Source organism: Croceitalea marina, from assembly GCF_042684265.1.
Lineage (GTDB): Bacteria > Bacteroidota > Bacteroidia > Flavobacteriales > Flavobacteriaceae > Croceitalea > Croceitalea marina.
In genome coordinates this window covers 300,738-323,831 of sequence record NZ_JBHULB010000007.1, presented here as the reverse complement: position 1 = coordinate 323,831, position 23,094 = coordinate 300,738, and the positions used below count along the sequence as shown (strand labels likewise).

Below are 23,094 nucleotides of genomic sequence, written 5' to 3'. Positions count from 1 at the left end.
TTGTACATTAACCACTTTAAAAATACAAAAATGAAGACGAAACTCTACTTAACGATGATAGCGATACTTATGTCGATAGGATTAAGTATGGCTCAAGCACAAAATCCAGAATGCATGACAAATCTGTCTATTTATGCAGAGCATGCAAAAGTTAGAAATTATGATGCAGCTTACGAGCCTTGGAAAAAGACGTATGAGGCTTGCCCTGATATCAATAAGGCAAACTTTTCTTTAGGAGAAAAAATCTTAAAGCATAAGATTAAGAACTCTTCAGGGGCGGACAAGGATGGTTACATCCAAGATTTGTTAAAGATGTACGACGATAGCAACAAATATTTTCCTGCTAAATATTCAGAAATAGCCGTTCTAGAGGACAAGGTGGTTTTCAAAAGTGATGAAGATTTGGCATCTGATCAGCAGTTCTACGACATGATCAAGCCTCAGTTCGACTCAAACTTAAAAGGTTTTAAAAACGCTAAGGTGTTATATATCTATTTTTCTAGCTTAGTGAATTTGCATAATGCCGGAAGCAAAGATTTACAAGAGGTTTTTGATGTATATGATGATGTAACTGGTCAAATGGAGGTTATTAACAAAGGGTATACAAGTAATATTAACAAGTACCTTCAAAAAGAAGAAGTTGGTACGGCGTTGACTGCCAAGGAAAAAAAGAACTTAGGAATTTATTCTCGTAACTCTGAGTTGTTAGGTAAAGTTTCTGGCAGTATCGATAGTAAATTAGGTGCTTTGGCAGATTGTAATAACTTAATTCCTTTATACCAAAAGAATTTTGATGCTAAGAAAAGTGATATTAAATGGGTGAAAAGAGCCGTAGGTAGAATGTACGCCAAAGAATGTACAGATGACCCAATGTTCCAAAAATTGTTTGAGCAGCAACTTGCAATGGACCCTTCGGCAGATGCCTATTTTTACTCTGGCGTTTTGAAGTCTAAGTCTGGAGATTCTAATGGAGCGGTTGCAGATTTTAATAAAGCTGTGGAATTGGAATCTGATAGTAATAGAAAATCGGACATCCTTTATAAAGTTGCTACAATGATGAAAAAGAGAGGTAGTAAATCGCAGGCAAGAAACTATGCTCAAAAAGCTATAAATGAAAACCCATCTAATGGTAAGGCATATTTACTAATTGCAGGTTTATACGCCTCTAGTGCCAATGCTTGCGGAACAACGGCTTTCGAAAAAAGAGCGATTTATTGGAAAGCTGCGGATATGGCTAGAAAAGCAGCAAGGGTAGACCCATCTTTAAGTGGTAGGGCAAACCAAGCTGCGGCATCTTATAACGCTAAAGCACCGGACAAGACAATGATATTCAACTCAGGTATGGGAGGCAAAACAGTAACTTTCAACTGCTGGGTTGGTGGTAGTGTAAAAGTGCCTAACTTATAAGGAGTGTTATACACCTTAAAAAATAGAATAGGTTTAATTGCCACGGTTTTAACCGTGGCAATCCTTTTTACGGCATGTCAAGATAATTATAAAAGGGTAGGCGAAGAGGCGGCAACCAATATTTTTCCTGAAGGCGTGGCTAAAAACTTCACTTTAACCTACACTGAGGCCGTTAAAGAATTAAGTAATCAAGATTCATCTGAAACTAGAATAATTGCGGTTCTAAAAAGCCCTCTAACTAAAAATTACGATAATCTTAGTTTTAAGCACCGCATTTTTCCAGACGGTCTGCAAGTAGATTTTTATGATGAAGACAATAAAAAAAGTGTCATTACTGCAGATTACGGAATTGTTTATTCTAGCACAAATTTGATAGATTTACAAGGTAATGTGGTCATCGAGAGCCATGACGGCAAAAAACTCGAAACGCCCCAGTTATATTGGGATAGGTCTGATAATTGGATTTTTACCGAAGAGACCTTTAAATATACCAATCCGGAAGATGGAACTATTATGGACGGCGAAGGTATGGATTTTAATAGGGATTTTACTTTTTTTAACGCTCATAAAACATATGGTCTTATGACCATTTCAGAAGAAGATTAATATGGTCAAGATTTTAAGATATACCGAATATCTTTATATCGTAGTAGCTTTTTTCTCGATATATCGAATTTTTACGGATTGGAATACGGACAAAAACTCAGCATATTTATTTGTCTTTTTTGCTGTGATTTCTTTAGCAATGTTCTTTTTTAGAAGAAACTACCGTAAAAAGTTCGAAGCACGAAAGCGTGAAAATCAAGAATAAATTTTGAGTGCCTCTATACTAATTATTATAGTTTCTTTGCTGTTTTCCGCTTTTTTCTCAGGAATGGAAATTGCGTTTATTTCTGCGAACAGAATTCATATCGAAATAGAGAAAAAGCAAGAAGGTTTTCTTGCCAAGCTATTAACTTGGCTGACCAAAAAACCATCTAAATTTATTGCTACCATGTTAATTGGCAATAATATTGCTCTTGTGGTTTATGGGTTTTTTATGGGCGATATATTAATGGCATGGTTTCAGAATTTTCTTCCGTCGACTTCTAATCTTATAAATCTCCTTTTTATAGATTTTAACCTCTTGACCCAAACGGTTATTTCAACCCTTGTTATTTTAGTAACGGCTGAGTTTTTACCCAAGGTATTGTTTCAGATATATTCAAATACCTTACTTAAGATACTTGCGGTACCTGGGTATGTATTTTATTTGTTTTTTTATCCGATTTCATGGTTTGTTATAAAAGTTTCCGACTTTATTTTAAAAACTTTTTTTAGAACCGATGGCGACGAAGTGCAGTTGGCATTTACCAAATTAGAGCTGGGCGATTATATTACAGAACAGATGGAGTCTGTAGAAGAAGAGGATGATATCGATTCAGAAATCCAGCTTTTTCAGAATGCATTAGAGTTCTCTGAGGTCAAGGCAAGAGAAGTAATGGTGCCAAGAACAGAGATTATGGGGGTGGAGCTTCACGAAACGCCAAAGAATTTGACAAAACTATTCACGGAAACCGGATATTCAAAGATTATCGTCTACAAAGATTCCATAGATGAAATCATTGGCTATGTGCATTCTTACGAGCTGTTTAAAAAGCCTAAAACGATAAAGAGCATTCTGCTTCCGGTAGAGTTTGTTCCCGAAACCATGCTAATTCATGAGATATTGAACGTACTTACCAAACGCAGAAAGAGTATTGCCGTAGTGCTTGATGAGTATGGCGGTACGTCGGGTATTATGACTGTCGAAGATATTGTAGAGGAGCTATTTGGTGAGATAGAGGATGAACATGATACCACTGATTTAATTGAAGAGCAGCTCGATGAATCTACCTATAAATTTTCGGCACGGATGGAGGTAGACCATATCAATGAGAACTATAAGTTAGAATTGCCAGAGAGTGATGAATATGAAACTTTAGGCGGACTTATCATGAACGAAACAGGTGAGATACCTGAGCTGAATTCAGAAATAAAAGTGGAAAACTTCCTTTTTAAAATTCTTGAAGTATCTAATACCAAAATAGATTTGGTCAGTGTTCATGTTTCAGAACCGGAGCAATAATTTGTAACTGTTATTACCAAAGCATTTATCAACTATTTTTTAGCTTTCTTTTTTGAAAAGAAAATGGTATTTTCGCGCACTAATTTGAAAGAAAACACGCGGTAAGATGGCAATTCTAGGGAATATAAGAAAACGAACTACGGTACTTATTTTAATTATAGGTCTTGCATTGTTCGCATTTGTAATATCAGGAATCTTTACAGGAAATGATAGTGGTGCTAAAATAGGTTCTTCGGTGGCCGAGGTCAATGGAGAAGATTTATCCATTGATGAATTCCGACAGAAGGTAGAGCAGGCTTCTAGAAGATATGGAGCTAATTTTTCATCTACCCAATTGGTAAATACAGTGTATGACCAAGAGATAAGAAGTGCACTACTGAATCAGCAGTTCGAGGATTTAGGTATTACGATCGAAAGCGATCAGATTGTAGAGTTTGTAAAAACTTCAGGATATGCACAGATTCCTGATTTTCAAGATGAAAACGGAATCTTTAATGCAGAGATTTTCAAAAGCGCTATTGCAGATTGGAAGGTAAACGATCCATTACGTTACGATGCTTGGTTACAAGACGAGAAGAATATTATGCAAGCGGCCAAGGAGCAATTATATTTTAATTTAGTCAAGGCGGGTGCTGGCGCAACCTTGAATGAGGGAGAGTTCGATTACAATCTAACGAACAACAAGGTAGACCTACAATACGTTCGAGTGCCTTATTCTTCAATTGCCGATAGTACCATTCAGGTTTCTAAAAAAGAAATAGAAGCTTATGTAAAAGAGCATAAAGAAGATTACAAGCAAGATAAGGCAAGAGACGTGCGTTTTGTATTCTTTGAAGAGAAACCTTCTCTTGAAGATGAGAATGCCGTTAAAGATGGTCTTGTAGCCTTGTTGGACGATACTGTAGAATATAATCAATCTACAGACCAGAACGATACTATTGCAGGTTTTAGAAACGCCACCGATATGGCCGCGTTCTTGGATCGCAACTCTGATTCTAAATACGATACTATTTTTAAAGCTAAAAAAGACCTGCCTGCGGTCGCAGCAGATTCAATAATGAGTTTAAAAGTAGGTGAAATTTATGGACCATATCGTGACGGAGATTTCTTTAAGTTATCTAAAATGATGGAAAGAAAGCCTAATGGTTCTGTTAAAGCGAGTCATATTCTTTTCACATATGAAGGTGCTACTAGGGCTAACCCAGAGATAAAAAGAACAAAAGAAGAGGCAGAAGCAGAAGCTAAAAAGATTTTAGTCGAAGCTCAGAAAGAAGATGCTGTTTTTGCAAACTTGGCAAGAGATAATTCTGACGGTCCTTCGGCACCAAGAGGAGGGGACTTAGGTTATTTTCAAGAAGGAATTATGGCTGATGAATTTAATGATTTCTGTTTTGCAAATGCTGTAGGTAAAGTTGGTCTTGTAGAAACTGATTTTGGTTTCCATGTGATTAGGGTAGATGATAAGGTAGATATTGTTAAGGTTGCCACCCTATCTAGAGAGGTAGAATCTTCTGAAGAAACCATAAATACTTTATTTACCGAAGCAACGAAATTCGAAATGGCCTCTATAGATGCCGATGCGAATGATTTTTCTGATATCGCCAAAGAAAGTGAGTTTACCGTAAGACCGGTGAACAAGATTAAAGAGATGGATGAAAACCTGCCAGGTCTGGGTTCGCAACGAGCTGTTGTACAGTGGGCTTTTAATGACGATACCAAAGTAGGGGCCATTAAAAGATTTGATTTAACAAACGGCTATGCCGTTGTGCAGCTTACTAAAAAGTATAAAGAAGGTGTAATGAGTTCAGAAGATGCTTCTGCAACTGCACTGCCAAAAATTAGAAAAGAGCGCAAAGCTGAGCAAATCATTGCAGCTAACAAAGGAAAATCACTAGAAGATCTGGCGTCTGCGAACAATGTAAAGGTTTCTACCGCTTCTGCACTAACAATGAAGTCTCCAACAATTCCTGGGGCGGGTAGAGAGCCATTTGTAGTGGGTAGTGCTTTCGCCTTAGATGAAGGGGCTTCATCTAGCTTATTAAAAGGTGAGACAGGGGTATTTATGGTGAAAGTAACCAAGAAAACTCCGGCGGCAGAAATTCAGAACTTTAGTACCTACGCCAAAACATTAAGTACTTCAAATGCAAATCGTGTGAATAGTGCGGTTTACAATGCCTTAAAAGAAGGCGCTGAAATTGAAGACAAAAGAGCAACCTTTTATTAAAATTGACTTGCTAAGGTGTTGTATTGTCGTCTTGAGTCTGTACTAGGATAAATACAACACTAAAGAACCATTTCCGTAAAAGGAATGACAATATCAAAACCCTTGGATTTAAAATATTCAGGGGTTTTTTTGTTTCCGGTGACCATGACGAAATCACCTCCCCATCCACCTAAACTTTTTACTGTTCCGAAATAATCGGGAAAAAGCTGTTCTTTAATTGGGGTAAGCCCTAATATTTTTGATAATAACTCTTCGTGTGCCTGTACCGAAACTTCAAAAGCTGACAATTTATTGGCAGAAAGCATTTTTGAGGTGAGCACATCAATAGAATTGATTAGGTCTTGCTTGTTAAATTGTTTGGTTCGGTAATTCGCGATCGCCTTTTTGCTGCTTTGTTTTTGGTTGAGGTAGACAAAGAAAATGGACTTAGTGAATGCTGGGTTAAAGGTGACCAATTCTGTTTTTGGCACCCCCTTTTCTATGTGATATACTAAAGGGCTGTTGTGTTGTGCACATGAAATATCATAGCCACTTCCACCAAAAGAATTCCAAAGTAACTCGTGCGCGTCCACCTGAGCCCACATTGCAATATTATTAAGTAAGGTCGACGAAGTTCCCAGTCCCCATTCCCTTGGAAAATCGAGCTTGGTAACAACCTCAAAACCATTAGGGGTATTTAAAAATTCAGGATTGCTATTTCTAGCCGCTACTAAGATTTTTTGAAGGGTATTCGCTATGAGATTATCTGAACTCTTTATAAGCTTTAAATCATACGGGTTAAACTGACACGAAAACCAGACTTTTGCGTCTAAGGCAATACTTTTCCAATGAATACTATCGTCTTGGGTTGGACTTACCTGTAACGATTGACCAAATTTTGTAGGTACGGCAAGTCCTTTGGCCCCATCTAATATGGCATATTCACCAGAAAGCAATAATTTACCGTTACTGTAAAACTCTTGTTGCATTAGTTGCGCATATCTTCCAAGGCTTCCTTGACCGAAGCGTTACTGACCGTTTTATCTTTAAAATAGTCTATGAGTGTTGTTTTTTCGGTTTTATCGGCACCCAATTGATTTAGAATATTCATGAGATGCATTTTCATGTGCCCTTTTTGAATACCCGTAGTTACTAAAGAGCGCAGGGCTGCAAAGTTTTGTGCTAGCCCGGCAACGGCAACTACTTGCATCAATTCTTTCGCTGTCGGTTTTTGCAATATTTGCAAGGCTATTTTTACCATAGGATGTAAAGAGGTTAGACCTCCTACCGTACCGAGCGCTAATGGTACATCAATCCAAAATCTAAAAGTTTCTTCCTCTATTTCGGCATGCGTTAGACTTGAATAACTACCATCTTTTGAGGCGTATGCATGAACACCCGCTTCAACTGCTCTAAAATCATTCCCAGTAGCTAAAATAACTGCATCGATACCGTTCATAACGCCTTTATTGTGGGTAACTGCCCTATAGGGCTCTGTCTTTGCGATAGTCACCGCCTGCATCAATTTTTCGGCAAACTTTTTAGAGACTGAACTACTATCACCTTGCGCTGTAATAGGGCAGCTGACTTCAGCTCTTACTACGCAATTAGGTACATAATTGCTCAAAATACTCATTACAATTTCTATGGCATCTTCTTCCTCAGAAAAAATACTTGAACCACTTGTCAGTGCTTCCAATGTTTTGGCAAACTGTTCGAGGCATGAATTAATGAAATTTGCGCCCATGGCGTCCAAGGTCTCGAAAGTGCAGTGCAGTTGGTAGTAACCATCAAGTTTATGTGTGAGGTCGCGTAGTTCAATACTGGTGATACCACCACCGCGCTTTTTCATACTTCGAGTAATGCTCTTTGCTTCTTCAAAAAAAACGGACCTGTTATCCTTAAAAAAAGACTTCAGTTTAGAAGGTTCTCCATGATACATAAAATGAACTTGGCCCACTTTTTCCGTACCTAAAATTGTAGCCTTAAACCCTCCTCTTTCTAGCCAAAATTTAGCAGCTTTACTTGCCGCAGCCACAACAGAACTTTCTTCAATAACCATAGGAACGGTATAGAGTCTGTTATTGATTAAAAAGTTGGGGGCAACGGAAAAGGGTAGGTAATAGTTCGATAATGTATTTTCTATAAACTCATCATGCAGTTGTTGAAGTTTGGTATCAGTATTCCAATATGATGCTAATAGTGCTTTTGTTTCTTCAGAATTGTCGGTATAATTTTTGGCTACCCAATCAATTTTTTCGGCTTTGGTAAATCTTGAAAATCCCGCTACTGGAGTTTGCATAGTAAAAGTTAAATTTCAAAGATAATAGATTAGCCTATTGCGGTCTGATTCTTGATACACAATTGTGATTCAAAGTTTACTTTTTCGATAAATTATTAGTAAACTTGATAGTTTTTAATCAATTTTTCACAAACATGAGAAAACTAAGTTGCCTGTTCTTTATTTCTATACTCTTTACCAATATTTCTATTGCTCAAAAAAAGAAAATTTCTTTAGAAGAAATTTGGGGTGGAACCTTTAGAACAGAAGGCCTTGACGTGCTTCGTTCTATGAAAAGCGGAACGGAGTATACTGTGCTCAATTTCGATAGAAGCACGGGGACCAGAAGCATTGATAAGTATGATTATAAAACCCAACAAAAGGTAGGTACTATTGTTTCATCTTCAGAAGAAATACCTCCTTTTAGTTCATATCAGTTCAATAAGGATGAATCAAAACTAATTTTAGCAACGGAGGTTGAGCCCATTTTTAGGCGTTCCAGACTTGGCGTTTATTATATATATGACCTGGCCAGTAAATCTTTAACTAAAATAGCCGAACAAAAAATTCAAGAGCCCGAACTCTCACCAGACGGCTCAAAAGTGGCCTACGTTTTTGAAAACAATATTTATGTGCGCGACTTAAAATCCAATACGGTTAAGCCAATTACCACAGATGGTAAAAAAGGTAGTATCATAAATGGTATAACTGATTGGGTATATGAAGAAGAATTTGCATTTGTACAGGCCTATGAATGGAACAGCGATGGCACTAAAATTGCTTTTCTACGATTTGACGAGACCAACGTACCTAACTTTTCGATGGATGTTTATGGTGCTAATTTATATCAGACCCAAAATCAATTTAAATACCCAAAAGCTGGAGAGGATAATGCCGTCGTAAGTTTGCATATGTACGATGTGAAAAAAGCAATTACTTCTACGATTGATTTGGGAGAGGCTTATTATATTCCAAGAATTAAATGGATGAACAACCCGAACTATCTGAGTGTGCAGACCATAAACCGCCATCAAGACCATTTAAAACTACATGAGGTCAATGCAAAAGACAATACGGTTTCTATTTTATTGGAAGAAAAAGATGACGCCTATGTCGACATTCACGATAACCTAACTTTTTTGGCCGATGATAGCTTCATCTGGACAAGTGAAAGAGATGGTTACAATCATATCTATTTGCATGATGAAGATGGTAAATTAATGAATCAAGTCACCAAAGGCCCATGGGAGGTAACCAATTATTATGGTTATGATCAAAATAATGATAGAATCTACTACCAATCAGTAGAAAATGGCTCGATTAATAGAGATGTTTACAGTATCTCAAGTTCAGGTAAAAACAAGAAAAGATTGTCGAATGCCGAAGGCACAAATTCAGCTGCTTTTAGTGCTGACTATACGTACTTTATAAATACCTTTTCTAACGCCAATACCCCTTTTAAATATACGCTGCACAAGGCTATTGATGGTAAAAAAGTAAAAGAAATTAAAGATAATACAGCTTTAAAGTCTAAGTTGGCAGCGTATGAAATCAGTCCTAAAGAGTTTTCTACTATTTCGATAAATGGAAACGATTTAAATATGTGGATGATCAAACCAACAGACTTTGATGCCAATAAAGAGTATCCGCTGCTTATGTATCAATATAGCGGACCAGGCTCACAATCTGTTGCAAACCGTTGGAATGGTGCTAACGATTACTGGTATCAAATGTTGGCATCTGAGGGTTATATTATTGCCTGCGTAGATGGAAGAGGAACAGGTTTAAAAGGAAGAGATTTCAAAAAAGTAACACAACTAGAATTAGGTAAACTTGAAGTGGAAGATCAAATTGCCGCTGCCGACAAATTAAGTGAATTACCCTACATAGATGCCGACAGAACCGGAATATGGGGTTGGAGCTATGGAGGTTTTATGTCTACCAATGCATTACTAAAAGGAAGTGAAACCTTTGAAATGGCAATTGCCGTTGCACCTGTCACCAGCTGGCGTTTTTACGATACCATCTACACGGAGCGTTACATGCAGACACCGCAAGAAAATGCTAGTGGTTACGATGATAATTCCCCTTTTAATTATCCAGAAATGTTGAAAGGAGACTATTTATTAGTCCACGGTTCTGGTGATGATAATGTACATGTTCAAAACTCCATGCGAATGATAGAAGCATTGATTCAGGCTGATAAAGATTTTGAATGGGCCATCTACCCAGATAGAAATCATGGTATTTTTGGAGGGAACACAAGAAACCATTTGTATAAAAAAATGACGGAATTCGCCCATAAGAACCTGCGCGATAGACCTAAAACAGATAAAACAATTAAGTCTGAAGAGATAAAAGGATAATAAAAGAATAGTAACCAAACCAAATTAATATGTCAGAAGTCATTAAACCAAGCGAAAAACAAATACTAGGCCACCCGCAAGGATTATTTTATCTGTTTTTTGCCGAGTTATGGGAGCGATTTAGTTTCTATGGTATGCGTGCGCTGCTTACCTTATACATGGTCAATGTAATCTTTGAGGCCTTGGCAGAACGTGATTATGCTACTGCCGCCGTTTATGCTTCTTATGGCTCATTAGTTTATGCCTCTACAGTAATAGGAGGAAAAATATCGGATTCTATTCTAGGAATGCGAAACTCTATTTTTCTTGGGGGAATTTTAATGTCTGTTGGGCACTTTGTATTGGCAATAGAAAATGATATTGCTTTCTTTTTGGCACTTTCATTTATCATAGTAGGAAATGGTTTTTTTAAGCCCAATATTTCTACTTTCGTTGGAACACTTTATGAGAAAGGTGACCCTAAAAAAGATTCGGGTTTCACCATTTTTTATATGGGTATTAATATTGGCGGCTGGGTTGCACCATTACTATGTGGTTGGTTAGCTGCAACCTACGGTTGGCATTACGGTTTCGGACTTGCTGGAATAGGCATGTTAACTGGACTTATATTTTTCTGGAGCGGAATAAAAAAAGGGGTTTTTGGTGATAGAGGATTACCACCAGAAAATGGAAGTATCAACAAAACCTTTGCAGGTATCAAACAAGGAATTTTAGTTCCGGCGTTGGCTGTACTTTCAGCACCTTTCATTGCATATTTATTATCTTCTTATAAAGCAGTTGCGACCGATGGCTTTTTCGCAGATCAGAATATAGTAAATGTTATTTTTAAATTTATTGGCATAGCAGTTCTCGGCTACATAGCATACATCATGTTCAAGGCTACCTTAGATGAACGAAAGAAGCTTTTTGTTGCTGTACTGATTACCTTTTTCATGACTATTTTTTGGGGCTTTCATGAACTTTCGGGTAGTGTAATAACATTGTTTGCTTCACGAAACGTTGCCCTAGATGGTATTATGACAGCGGCACAAACGAATTCCTTAAACTCTATGTGGATTATTATTCTAGCTATTCCAATATCCATGATGTGGACATGGTTGTCAAAGACTGGTAAAAATCCTAGAACACCTTATAAATTTGGACTTGGACTTCTGTTTGCGGGTATTAGTTTTTATGTGTTGGCAATTAGCGGTGCTAGCGCAAATGATAACGGATTGGTACCGTTCGCCTACCTACTTTTAATGTACTTTTTACTTTCGGTCGGTGAATTGTTTATGTCTCCAGTTGGTTTATCAAAAATCACTGATTTATCTCCAAAACGTATCGTTGCGTTCATGATGGGGGTTTGGTTTTTGTCTTCTGCCTTTGCATTTCAGGTGGTTGGTTTTATAGGCAAACAATTAGCTATAGAAAGCACCGATGCGAACGTTGGTGGTTTTGATACCTTAACGGTGTATACAGACGGATTTATGTTGATAGCAAAATATTCCATTGGAGCAGGATTAATAGTACTGCTAGCGTCACCTTTAATTAAAAGGTTAATGGGCAACGTGCATTAAAAAAACTATTTAAAATAATAAGCTCCCTTTTCGCCTGTATAGTGAAAAGGGAGTTTTTGTTTTTGGCAAGTAGCTCTCCAACGATTAATGTAGCTTTTGTAATTGCTTCCGTCGACTATTACGTTTTTAACCTTGATGCTATCTAGCAGGCGTTCAAGATTTATTTTTGGAGATTGGGTTAATACTAGATGGTCTAATTCGGTTCGTGGGTAAATTCCAAGACTATCCATTACATATATTTTTGAGTTCTCAATTGAAAAACTGTTCTGTAGCGAATAACTACTTATAGTATCAATGCGTTCGGCCGTTTTATAGTCGCTCACTAGCTGTTTTGAAAGTTGAGTGGGTTTGCCAAAAACCTGTAAATGCTTGCCTTTCTGCTTTAGTAATGTTGTGTTCGCAATTTCATGGGTAAGAATTAATTCTTCCTTTGAAGCGCTTTCTACATTTTTTAAAACTACCCAAGCTTGAAAAATAATCAAACCGACCAAAACAAAAACAAGGTTTTTGAACTTAGGTCTGGAAAGAAAAATTACAAAAAAGACCACTATGCTATAGGATAAGAGCAATTGAATACTGTCAAAAGGAATATCACGAAAAACGAAAGCTTCTTGTGCAGCTACAAACTCGATTACCGAATTCATAGATCCAATTAAAAAATTGTAGAATGTTGCAACGAACTCTGGTAGAATATTTAGACTAGCTAAGATTAAAACACAAATTCCAGTACCAAGAATGAGTCCTAAAAACGGAATTACAACAAGATTGGAAACAAAGAAGAGTGCTGGAAATTGATGAAAGTAAAATAGGCTTAATGGTAAAACGCCTAATTGAGCAGCAATGCTTACCGAGAGCAGTTGCCATACCTTTCTTAGACTCCTATTTTCAGGATGCCAAAACCGCTGTAGTTTTGGATAAATCCAAACGATTGTGATTACAGCAGCGTAGCTCATCTGAAATCCGACCTGAAAAAGAAATAAGGGTTCCACGAGCAAAATAAAGAACATGGATAGCGCAACAATATTAAAGGTATTTGTTGGCCTGTTTAAAAATAGGGCATAAGCGATAAAAGAGAACATGGTTACCGCACGAACTATTGAAGCAGATAAGCCGGCAATAAAGGCAAAACCCCAAAGAAAAACCATTATTGCGATTAGCTTGATGATCTTGCCATGGGCTAAGAATTCTAAGGGTTTTAAGATAAATTGCAGTAGTAATAGAAGAATACCGATATGTAGCCCTGAAACAGCCAAAATATGAACGGCCCCAGCGTTTTTATAGTTATTGTAGGTGTCTTCAGAAATATCATTTCGTTGCCCTAATAGTAGTGCTTGGATAATGGCCCTTTCCTCTTCACCAAAGTTCTCTTTTTTAAGTTTTTCTATTAGAGAAAATCTTATGGACGATGCATAACCAAATAGCGTTTTTTGGGAATTGGATTGCAATAAAAATTGGCTTTCTGTTATATTTAATTGATGATAGATCTGTTTCTTCTTTAAAAATCCTTGATAATCAAATTGATTTGGATTTAATGGCCCAGGCACGGTTTCTGCATTAGCATATACAAGAAGCTCATCATCTACTTGTAACGAATGGCCTAAGCTGTCGGATGCAATTCGTAAAACTAATTTTCCTGTTACCTTATTTTCATTTAGGTTTTTTGCCTTTACAATATATCTTTTAGAAAAGGGCGATGGTTTTAGTATTTCATCGACCTTTATGACCCAAACATTTTTGTCGGTCTTAAGCTGATGTAAAAAATGACTTTTACCGTTTTTCGGATTTGATATCGCGACTATAGATACTCCCAAGGCCACAACGGTAAAAGAAGCTATAAGCCCAAAGAAAGGGAATCCATCCCTTTGCTGTTTTTTAAAAGTAATGGCTAATACTACTATTAAAATAGTTAGGGCAGTAAGAACAAAATGAAGTTTGGGTTCAGCATAGAACCCAAAAATGATACCTAAAATCAAAGCGATTGTAAGTTTGACCGAAATAAAATTAAATTGACGCATTATAAAATTCGAGTGGCCTTTATAAAGGCAGAATTCCAAAACCCTTCTCTTAAGGAAGAGACAATAACTCCTCTTGAACTTGAGGAGTGTATAAATTTAATTTCGTCATCATCAATGGCTACTACTAAACCAACATGGTTGATTCTTTTACTGTTCTTGCGGGTCTTAAAAAATAACAAATCTCCCTTCTGCACTTCATCAACGCGAATTTTTTTTCCTTCGTTTGCCATTTGATGCGATATTCTAGGGAAAACAATATCATTTTCCTGCAGTGCGACATAAATAAGACCAGAACAGTCCATGCCTTTTTTGGTCGTTCCACCGTATTTATAACGTACACCGCTGAATGCCATCGCCGAAGCAATAACCTTATCAGCTTCTCGGTTCTCTTCGACTTTCGCCCTCGTTTTTTTAAGAATTTTTGTAGTATCTGAAGACTCAACGGTAACAGTGTGCGTTTTGCTATAGCTTGTCTTTTTCTTTGCAAAACAACCCGATAGCAAAATGGCAATACCTAAAATGAGGATTTTTTTATACATCCAAGAACTAAGTTTCTTCTTGGTGCATAAAATTAAACATTTTCTATAATTAAAGCGGCGGCTTTTTCACTTGCCCCTTTTCCACCAAGTTTTTGCTCTAAAATACTATAGTCTTCAAGCATCTTTTCGCGATGAGCACCACCGATAATTTTATGTAGTTCTTTTTTAAGATTCTTAGTGGTTAAATCTTTCTGAATCAATTCTTTTACAGCCTCTTTATCCATGATTAAATTCACCAAAGAAATATATTTTAAAGTAATGATTCGTTTGGCTATTTGATAAGAAATCCAGCTTCCTTTATAGCATACGACTTGGGGTATTTTAAATAGTGCGGTTTCTAAGGTTGCGGTGCCGCTAGTCACTAGAGCTGCATGTGAGTGTTTTAAAAGTGAATAGGTTTTATTGGATACAAAACCAATACTTTCACGCTTTAAAAATGACGCGTAAAAAGAATCATCAAGACTTGGTGCGCCAGCAATTACAAACTGGTACCCATCAAAATCGCTAACGACCGAAAGCATTAACGCTAACATTTTTTGTACTTCTTGTTTTCTGCTCCCAGGAAGTAGTGCGATTATAGGCTTGGTAGAATGTAACTTGTTTTTTGTTCTAAACTCACTTTCTTTATCTATCGGACTATTGGAAATAGCGTCAAGTAAAGGATGGCCAACAAATTCTACCTCATAATTATGCTTTTTGTAAAAGGCCTTTTCGAAAGGAAGAATAACATACATCTTATCGATATCCCTTTTAATTTTATGAATCCTGCTTTCACGAGAGGCCCAGATTTGAGGTGATATATAATAATTTGTTTTAAAATTCTGTTGTTTCGCCCATTTTGCTATGCGAAGATTAAAACCGGAAAAATCAATAAAAACAATAACATCAGGTTGAAATCTTGAAATATCCTCTTTGCAAAATTTTATATTTTTAAAAATGGCGGGTATGTTTTTTATGACCTCTATAAATCCCATAAAGGCCATTTCCTTGTAGTGTTTTGCCAAATCACCTCCGGCCTTTTGCATTAAGTCGCCCCCCCAACAACGAACGGTTGCTGCCGTGTCTTTTTCTTTTAAGGCTTTTATCAAGTTTGACCCGTGAAGGTCACCTGATGCCTCACCGGCGATAATGTAATATTTCATTTTAGAAAACCTTGTAATATAAGATTATCATAGCTGTTAAGATGGTTGCAATCATCACACCTCTTGCCCTATAATCCCGTTTTAGTCTTAAAAAACCGAAAAAAGCAACTAAATTTAGAATAGCGCCTAAAGCCAATAAACTTCCAATATGTTCTTGGGCTATTGCTGCCTTAAAAGTTTCTTCAATACCAAAATCAGAGAAAAGGAGTATGTAAAGTAATGTTCCAATCGTATTAGCAATAATTCCAACAACAAAACCTATTAAGACTTCTTTTTTATTCATTTAAATTCCAATTATTTATATTCTGAATAGCGTGATGCGCGGTTAAGTCGAATTGGGTGGGAACGATAGATACAAAACCATTGTTTAAGGCGTGCACATCGGTATCTTCTCCTTTATCCAATAATTCAAATTCACCAGTAAGCCAATAATATTCCTTTCCTGCGGGGCTTGAGCGTTTATCGAATTTTTCTTTCCAATTGGCTTTGGCTTGCCTACAGACTTTTACGCCTTTTGGCTTAGCGCCATCAGTTTTTGGGATGTTAACGTTTAAAACCGTTCCTTTGGGCATGCCATTCTTCAAGGCTTCTGAGACAATTTTTTTGGCAATCTCGCCAACTCCTGAAAAATTGGCATTCCAAGAATAATCACAGAGCGAAAACCCGATTGCAGGTATACCTTCAATGCCCGCCTCGATTGCGGCACTCATCGTACCCGAATAAATTACATTTATCGACGAATTTGAACCATGATTAATGCCACTGACAACGATATCGGGTCTTCTATCCAAAATTTCCTGAAGCCCTAATTTTACGCAGTCCGCAGGTGTTCCACTACAGCTATACTCTATGGGAGCATCTTTTTCATCGCTCAATTTCACCTTTTTTGAATATAAAGTATTGTCTATGGTTATCGCATGCCCCATACCCGATTGTGGACTGTCAGGAGCGACCACAACAACCTCACCAATGGTACTCATAAACTTCACAAGAGCTCGCAACCCGGGAGCCGTGATTCCATCATCGTTTGTGACCAGAATCAAAGGTTTTTTCATGGGATATAATTAATGACGTAAAAATACGTTTTTAAATAGGATATGATAATCTTGGTGTTTAACAAAAAATTAAAAGCTAGCTAAAAAACTGGCATGATTTTTTCAGTATCTTAGGGAATTAATATCGATAAAAATTAAGACTGAAGCTTAGCGCTTTTGTTTAGTATCAGTTAACTACAGTCCCAAAAACTATAATATGAAGAAGAATTTTGCATTTGGCTTTCTAATAATTTTAATTGCCGTTGCTTCCTGTAGCTTTACCAATAAATCTTTTGAAACAAACGATAAAGACAAGTTATTACTTGATCTCATTACCTATGTTTTAGAGCGTGGTCATTATGAACCAAAGGATATCAACGATAATTTTTCGGCAAACATTTACGAAGATTTTATTGATGTTATAGATCCGACCAAACGGTACTTTTTAGAGAGCGATATCAAAGAATTTGAGCAGTATAAGTATCAGATTGATGATCAAATAAAGAACACCGATATTACTTTTTTCAATCTTGTATATCAGAGATTAATGAAAAGAATGGATGACGCGAAGGGAATCTATAAAGAAGTCCTAGAAAAACCTTTTGACTTTAATGCAAACGAAGAAATTACAATCGATTATAAAGATCAGCCATTTGCCAAGAACAAAAAGGAGCTTAAAGAGCGTTGGAGAAAGCAGTTGAAATATAATTCTTTAAGCGTTTTCGACAATAAAATAAAAATTAGAGACAAAGCGATTGCTGCGGGCACCGGTAAAAGTGAAGATTTAGTGAGTGTAGATACCTCTGTTGAACTGCCAAAGGAGCAAAGCGAATTGAAAAACTTGACCGTTGCGGAGGTTGAAAAAAAATCAAGGGAAACCACTGAAAATACTCTAGATGAGTTTTTTGATTTTGTAGATGACCTTGAGCGTAAAGATTGGTTTGTGCAATACATAAATACTATTGTTGACGAATTTGACCCACATACATTTTACTTTGCTCCTGATGAAAAAGACAAGTTTGACATCAGTATGTCAGGCAAATTCGAAGGAATTGGAGCTCGTTTACAAAAGAAACCAGATGGCGCAAAAGTTGTAGAAATTATTTCTGGAGGACCCGTATGGAGAGCAAAGAGTCTTGAAGTTGGTGATGAGATTATAAAAGTAGGTCAAGCAGGTGAGGAGCCTATCGATATTGCTGGAATGCGCATCGATGATGCCATTAAACTGATAAAGGGTCCTGAAGGTACCGTGGTCGATTTAACCGTTCGTAAAGTCGATGGTACGGTCGATGTGGTTTCCATTACCAGAGACGTTGTCGAATTAGAAGAATCTTATGCAAAATCTGCCACTGTAATAAAAGATGACCGCAAATTCGGCCTAATAAATCTACCTAAATTCTATGTTGATTTTGATGATTATACCAACCGTAATGCGGCTTCAGATGTAGCTAAAGAAGTGGATCGTTTAAAACAAGCTGGAGCAGAGGGATTGATATTAGATTTAAGAGATAACGGAGGTGGTTCATTGAAAACCGTGGTTGAAATGGCAGGTCTTTTTATTAAAGATGGCCCAATAGTTCAAGTACGTTCTTCTGGTCAAGGAAAAGAAGTTCATGAAGATAAAGATGAACGAATTCAATGGGATGGCCCATTAGTGATTCTAGTAAACGAACTTTCTGCATCGGCCTCTGAAATTCTTGCAGCAGCGATGCAAGATTATAAAAGAGCGGTCGTTATCGGAAGCAAACAAACTTTTGGTAAGGGTACCGTTCAAAATGTAATTCCTTTAGACAATATTGTAAGAAGTAATGAGCACGGTGATTTAGGCGCCATTAAGCTTACTACACAAAAATTCTATCGTATTAACGGTGGCTCTACCCAGTTAGAAGGGGTGAAGAGTGATATTGTTGTACCAGATAGATATAGTTATATTGATTTGGGTGAGCGTGATCAAGAAAATCCATTAGGTTGGGATAAGATATCTCCTGCTGATTATAAAGTGTGGGATGGTTACATTGACTACGAAGAAACCATTGCAAGAAGCAAGGCAAGAATGGAAGGTAACCCTCAAATAAAATTGATTGAAGAAAATGCAAGATGGCTGCGTGACCAGCAAAATGAGACTACGGTTTCGTTGAACTATGACAGTTATAAGGGTCTTCAAGAAAAGAACAGACAAAGGTCAAATTACTTTAAGTCGCTAACGGATTATGATTCTAAACTTACATTCGAATCTTTAAAATATGAACAAGAGTTATTTACTCAAGACCCGATATTAAGAGAGAAAAGAGATAGATGGCACATTGATTTGGCCAAAGATGTGTATGTAGAAGAAGCTATTAACGTACTTGAAGACTTGAAACTTAATGCGTTAAAACATAATAATTCAAAACTTGCCGTAAAAGGATAAGTTTAAAAGCTAAAATATATTTTAAGTCCGGTTTTTACCGGACTTTTTTGTTTCTATATTTAGCCTGTTATTATGAGGAAATGAAAAATAGAACGGTTTATTCCATTTTGATTATAGTTTGTATTGTCGGATTCTGGCTATTCGAGAATTTTTATACCCCGAACACATATTCAAGTACCGAAATAGGAAGGACTACTTCTAATGTCCCTTCAGATTTACTGCCCAGTTCAAGTACAAATGCAATTGTGTCTCACGATTATTATATGTTATCTTACAACGAACCTTTTGAACAAGCGGAGTGGGTAATGTATGAGCTAAAAAAAGACCATTTAACCTATGATGATAGAAGAAGGCCTTATTTTATTGAAGACCCAAAGGTAAAATCAAAATCTGCAGACTGGAGAAACTATAAGAATTCTGGTTATGACAGGGGCCATTTATGCCCCGCTGGTGACAGAAGATTTTCTGAATATGCATACAATGAGACTTTTTATACTAGTAATATTTCACCACAAAAAAAAGATTTTAATGCAGGGGTATGGAATAGGCTCGAACAGAAGATTCGTCAATGGTGTAAGAAAGGCGGGGATTTGTATGTGATAACTGGGGGTGTGTTGGAAGAAGGATTAGAGGAGATAGGAGATGAGGATGTAGACGTACCCAAATCATTTTATAAAGTGGTCTTTCGAAAAAAGAATGAACAAATACAAGCGCTTGCTTTTTTATTTCCGCATGAAGAGAGTAGCAAACCATTAACTAATTTTATAATTTCTATTGATGCTTTAGAAGCAAGAACGGGGATAGATTTTTTTCACCAACAATCTGAAGAATTGCAGCATGAATTCGAAAAAAAGATTTCAAAAAAAGAATGGAAATTTTAAATACCCTCATTCAGTCTTGAAGCATCAAACTTCAAAAAGATAAATAGCATAGCGGTAAAAAATAACAATCCTGAACCTCCATAGCTAAAAAAAGGTAAGGGAATCCCGATAGTTGGCAGTATCCCGATAACCATACCAATATTGATAAAATAGTGTATCAGTAGAATAGCGATTATACCATAGCCATACATTCTACTAAACTGCCTTTTCTGTCGCTCCGCTAGCTGAACCAATCTTAAAAAGAAAAAAGTAAAAATAATAATGACTAGTGATGTGCCGATAAAACCCCATTCTTCGCCGACTGAACTAAAAATATAATCTGTATGTTGTTCTGGCACAAAATCTCCTTTTGTTCTGGTACCTTCAAGAAAGCCCTTGCCAAAAAAACCGCCGGACTCAATTGCTTTTTCTGCTTGGTAGGTGTTGTAACCAATGGTTTTCTTGATTTGCTCTAGTTTTACAGGGTCTTTTTCTAAATTAAGCCAAAGTCCAAAACGGTCTCGGTGTCGTTGTTCAAAAACATTGTTAAACACAAAGTTTACGGAAAGTGAAACAACTAGGCATCCGACTATAAAAACAACAAGCGGTAATGTTGGTATTTTTAAATCAGGTCTTTTAAAGAAAAAAAATAGCGATACCAGCATACCTAAGCCAATTGCTACCCAAATAGTGCCAAACATTAGCGTGAATACAAAAAGCGCTATAAACAATAGCGCAAGGCCTAAGTAATAGATAGGCAGGCCTTCTCTAAAAAGAACAAAGAACAAGGCAAAGAAAACCAGTGCGCTCCCAGGGTCTGGTTGTGGTAACACCAATAAAACAGGAATTAGGATTACTAAGATGGCATAGAATTGATGTTTTCTGTTTTTGATATCAGTTTGAATATCCCCTAAGTATTTCGCAAGTGCTAGAGCGGCCGCTACCTTTACGAATTCCGAGGGCTGTAAATTCATAAAGCCTAGGTCATACCATGATTTAGCACCTCCTATTACTTTTCCGAAAGGAAATAATCCAATGAGTAAAACAAGCCCTACTACATAAAAGACTCCGGAAAATTTTTCAAAAAAATTGGAATCAACGAACAAAATTGCCAGAATGCCTAAAAAGCTTATTCCAATAAAAAGGAGTTGTTTTCCATATAGAGTAGAGGTGTCAAAAAGAGATAGCGAAGTATCCGATAAAGTAGTGCTATAAATATTTATCCAGCCAAAGAAAACCAATAAGGCATAAAAGAAAACGGTTAACCAATCAATACGTCTTAGCATACTATTACCAGACATATTCATTTATCTTAAAAGGCTCACCACTTAAAGGTTTGGCATACTCATGTTCTAAGGTTTTCTCCAACATCTTTTTTTCCAAATCAGTGCGGGTAATTTCACCTTTCAAATATTTTTCAATAAGTAAAGAAGCCATATGCCCCGCGTATCGCCCTCCATAATACCCATGCTCTATATAAACTGCTAGGGCTATTTTAGGGTTTTTAACCGGTGCGAATGCTACAAAAATGGAATGATCTGTTAACTGCACCCGCTCTCCATCAATTCGGGTGAAATTTTCTACGGTACCTGTTTTTCCGGCAATTTCAATTCCGGGAACTCGAAGCCATTTTGCAGTTCCGTATTTGTAAACATTTGTCATTGCATCTACTACAGGTTCAAAATGCTCTTTATCGATAGTGGTATAGCGTCGCTGCGTATATATGTGGTCAATGGTACTACTATTACCAATTTGTTTAATGATATGTGGAGTATAAAAGAATCCTCGATTGGCTATTGCAGCGGTCATATTTGCCAGTTGAATCGGAGTGGCGGCTACCTCTCCTTGGCCAATAGCATTTGATATTATAAATGATGAGGCCCACCTACCATCACCATAGGCTTTGTCATAATAGGCTTTGTTTGGTATTCTGCCTGGTCGACCTGTAGGTAGGTCAGTTCCTAAATAATCTCCAAGTCCAAAACTTTTCATATGTTTTTCCCAGGCATCCATACCTTCATCTGTTGTTTTGTACTTGCCATATATCTTTCTAAAGGTACCGGCAAAATAGGCGTTGCAAGAATTAAATATGCCAGAGTTCAGATCACGTACGCCACCCCCACAATGACATCCTTTTTTGTTCTTACCAACATAAAAACCGTTGTAACATCTAAATTTTGTGTCAGGTTGAATTACACCTTCTTGGAGGGCAGCTAAAGCATTTAGGGTTTTAAATGGTGAGCCTGGCGAGGGCTCTGCTAAAATAGAACGATCCCAGGTTGGTCTAGCAATACTATCGTAATGTAACTTTGTATAATTTTTAGAACGTTCTCTACCTACCAAAAGATCGGGGTCATAGGTTGGACCGGAAATCATTGTTAAAATCTCACCGGAAGAAGGGTCTATAGCGACAATTCCACCACGTTTACCATGCATTAAACGTTCTCCATATTCCTGAAGCGTTTTGTCTATAGTAATATGTATTTCTGTTCCTAATTCTGGCAGCGTATCAAGTTTACCATTTTTAAATCTACCGATATCACGATTAAAACGATCTTTTTGTATGTACTTTACACCCTTTCTTCCTCGCAAAACATCTTCATACTGTTTTTCGATTCCTGTGCGCCCCTTTAATTCTCCAGCGGCATAATAAGGGTTTACCCGTAAATCACTTTCATTCACTTCACTAATATATCCTAAAACATTTGCAGCGCTATTGGTGACATAATCTCTAAGCGATCTTTTCTGAATGTAGAAACCTGCATACTTTCGCATTTTTTCTTGTAGTCGTGCGTAGTCTTCTTTAGACAATTGTGCTACCAAAACCGAAGGTAAACGGGGGGAATACCGCCTCGCTTTCTTCATTTTTGAGATGAATTCCTCTCTTTTTAATCCCAACAGGTGGCTGAATTCAAGGGTATCCAATGCTTTTGTCTCTCTCGGTATAACCATGACATCATAGGCCGGTTGATTACCAACCAGAAGCTCCCCGTTTCGGTCATAAATATAGCCTCGTTCGGGATAATCGTAAACAATTTTAATCGCGGGATCTTCTAAAATTTGGTTTGGTGAAAAGCTAAATAATTGCATGTAGGATAGTCTACCTAAAAAGGTGATTCCTATTATAATTATTATGGATGAGAGTAATAATTTTTTCATTGACCGCAATTA

At 37.0% G+C, this 23,094-nt stretch carries 18 protein-coding genes; 9 read left to right on the top strand and 9 right to left on the bottom strand.

Features of this window, described 5'->3' with window-relative positions; genetic code table 11:
• Positions 1–30 precede the first annotated feature (30 nt).
• The 5 genes from ACFSQJ_RS05515 (at position 31) to ACFSQJ_RS05495 (ending at position 5,738) form a co-directional block, all read left to right on the top strand.
• A complete protein-coding gene (locus tag ACFSQJ_RS05515; RefSeq protein ID WP_377765952.1) occupies positions 31–1,407 on the top strand; it encodes a tetratricopeptide repeat protein in 1,377 nt (458 codons plus the stop codon).
• A 3-nt stretch (positions 1,408–1,410) separates the two neighbouring features.
• On the top strand, positions 1,411–2,013 hold the full coding sequence (lptC, locus tag ACFSQJ_RS05510) for an LPS export ABC transporter periplasmic protein LptC (protein ID WP_377765951.1): 603 nt from the start codon (positions 1,411–1,413) through the stop codon (positions 2,011–2,013).
• Between the two features lies 1 nt (position 2,014).
• Positions 2,015–2,218, top strand: a complete 204-nt coding sequence (locus ACFSQJ_RS05505; protein ID WP_377765950.1) for a hypothetical protein — start codon at positions 2,015–2,017, stop codon at positions 2,216–2,218.
• 3 nt (positions 2,219–2,221) lie between these two features.
• A complete protein-coding gene (locus tag ACFSQJ_RS05500; RefSeq protein ID WP_377765949.1) occupies positions 2,222–3,514 on the top strand; it encodes a hemolysin family protein in 1,293 nt (430 codons plus the stop codon).
• Between the two features lie 106 nt (positions 3,515–3,620).
• Positions 3,621–5,738 (top strand): peptidylprolyl isomerase, encoded by a 2,118-nt coding sequence (locus tag ACFSQJ_RS05495; protein ID WP_377765948.1) that lies wholly within the window; start codon positions 3,621–3,623, stop codon positions 5,736–5,738.
• 59 nt (positions 5,739–5,797) lie between these two features.
• On the opposite strand, the gene ACFSQJ_RS05490 is transcribed toward ACFSQJ_RS05495, so the two are convergent.
• Positions 5,798–6,706, bottom strand: coding sequence for a GYDIA family GHMP kinase (locus tag ACFSQJ_RS05490; RefSeq protein WP_377765947.1), 909 nt, complete (start codon positions 6,704–6,706; stop codon positions 5,798–5,800).
• On the bottom strand, positions 6,706–8,019 hold the full coding sequence (locus ACFSQJ_RS05485) for a hydroxymethylglutaryl-CoA reductase, degradative (protein ID WP_377765946.1): 1,314 nt from the start codon (positions 8,017–8,019) through the stop codon (positions 6,706–6,708). The genes ACFSQJ_RS05490 and ACFSQJ_RS05485 overlap by 1 nt, the downstream gene beginning before the upstream one ends.
• Positions 8,020–8,153: 134 nt before the next feature.
• On the opposite strand from ACFSQJ_RS05485, the gene ACFSQJ_RS05480 reads away from it, so the two are divergent.
• Both ACFSQJ_RS05480 and ACFSQJ_RS05475 read left to right on the top strand, forming a co-directional pair.
• Complete coding sequence (locus tag ACFSQJ_RS05480) at positions 8,154–10,364, top strand: S9 family peptidase (RefSeq protein WP_377765945.1); 2,211 nt, start codon at positions 8,154–8,156, stop codon at positions 10,362–10,364.
• Positions 10,365–10,393: 29 nt separating this feature from the next.
• Entirely contained in the window at positions 10,394–11,923 is a 1,530-nt protein-coding gene (locus ACFSQJ_RS05475) for a peptide MFS transporter (RefSeq protein ID WP_377765944.1), read from the top strand.
• Between the two features lie 5 nt (positions 11,924–11,928).
• Here the strand turns inward: ACFSQJ_RS05475 and ACFSQJ_RS05470 are convergent, their stop codons facing one another.
• From ACFSQJ_RS05470 to surE, 5 genes are read right to left on the bottom strand one after another with little or no spacing between them, the layout of a single operon-like run.
• The gene (locus tag ACFSQJ_RS05470; protein WP_377765943.1) at positions 11,929–13,938 is read right to left on the bottom strand and encodes a ComEC/Rec2 family competence protein; all 2,010 of its coding nucleotides are present in this window, start codon (positions 13,936–13,938) and stop codon (positions 11,929–11,931) included.
• A complete protein-coding gene (locus ACFSQJ_RS05465; RefSeq protein ID WP_377765942.1) occupies positions 13,938–14,477 on the bottom strand; it encodes a C40 family peptidase in 540 nt (179 codons plus the stop codon). Before ACFSQJ_RS05465 ends, ACFSQJ_RS05470 begins: the two co-directional genes overlap by 1 nt.
• A gap of 32 nt (positions 14,478–14,509) precedes the next feature.
• Complete coding sequence (gene lpxB / locus ACFSQJ_RS05460; protein WP_377765941.1) at positions 14,510–15,619, bottom strand: lipid-A-disaccharide synthase; 1,110 nt, start codon at positions 15,617–15,619, stop codon at positions 14,510–14,512.
• A gap of 1 nt (position 15,620) precedes the next feature.
• Positions 15,621–15,902 (bottom strand): hypothetical protein, encoded by a 282-nt coding sequence (locus ACFSQJ_RS05455; RefSeq protein WP_377765940.1) that lies wholly within the window; start codon positions 15,900–15,902, stop codon positions 15,621–15,623.
• Complete coding sequence (surE, locus tag ACFSQJ_RS05450) at positions 15,895–16,674, bottom strand: 5'/3'-nucleotidase SurE (RefSeq protein WP_377765939.1); 780 nt, start codon at positions 16,672–16,674, stop codon at positions 15,895–15,897. The genes ACFSQJ_RS05455 and surE overlap by 8 nt, the downstream gene beginning before the upstream one ends.
• A 196-nt stretch (positions 16,675–16,870) precedes the next feature.
• Between surE and ACFSQJ_RS05445 the strand changes: the two genes are divergently transcribed.
• A complete protein-coding gene (locus ACFSQJ_RS05445) occupies positions 16,871–19,063 on the top strand; it encodes a carboxy terminal-processing peptidase (protein WP_377765938.1) in 2,193 nt (730 codons plus the stop codon).
• 80 nt (positions 19,064–19,143) lie between these two features.
• Positions 19,144–19,944, top strand: a complete 801-nt coding sequence (locus tag ACFSQJ_RS05440) for a DNA/RNA non-specific endonuclease (protein WP_377765937.1) — start codon at positions 19,144–19,146, stop codon at positions 19,942–19,944.
• Here the strand turns inward: ACFSQJ_RS05440 and rodA are convergent.
• Together rodA and ACFSQJ_RS05430 are read right to left on the bottom strand one after the other, a co-directional pair.
• Complete coding sequence (gene rodA / locus ACFSQJ_RS05435; protein WP_377765936.1) at positions 19,941–21,224, bottom strand: rod shape-determining protein RodA; 1,284 nt, start codon at positions 21,222–21,224, stop codon at positions 19,941–19,943. The two genes, ACFSQJ_RS05440 and rodA, sit on opposite strands and share 4 nt — an antisense overlap.
• Positions 21,214–23,082 (bottom strand): peptidoglycan D,D-transpeptidase FtsI family protein, encoded by a 1,869-nt coding sequence (locus tag ACFSQJ_RS05430; protein ID WP_377765935.1) that lies wholly within the window; start codon positions 23,080–23,082, stop codon positions 21,214–21,216. Before ACFSQJ_RS05430 ends, rodA begins: the two co-directional genes overlap by 11 nt.
• Between the last annotated feature and the right edge of the window lie 12 nt (positions 23,083–23,094).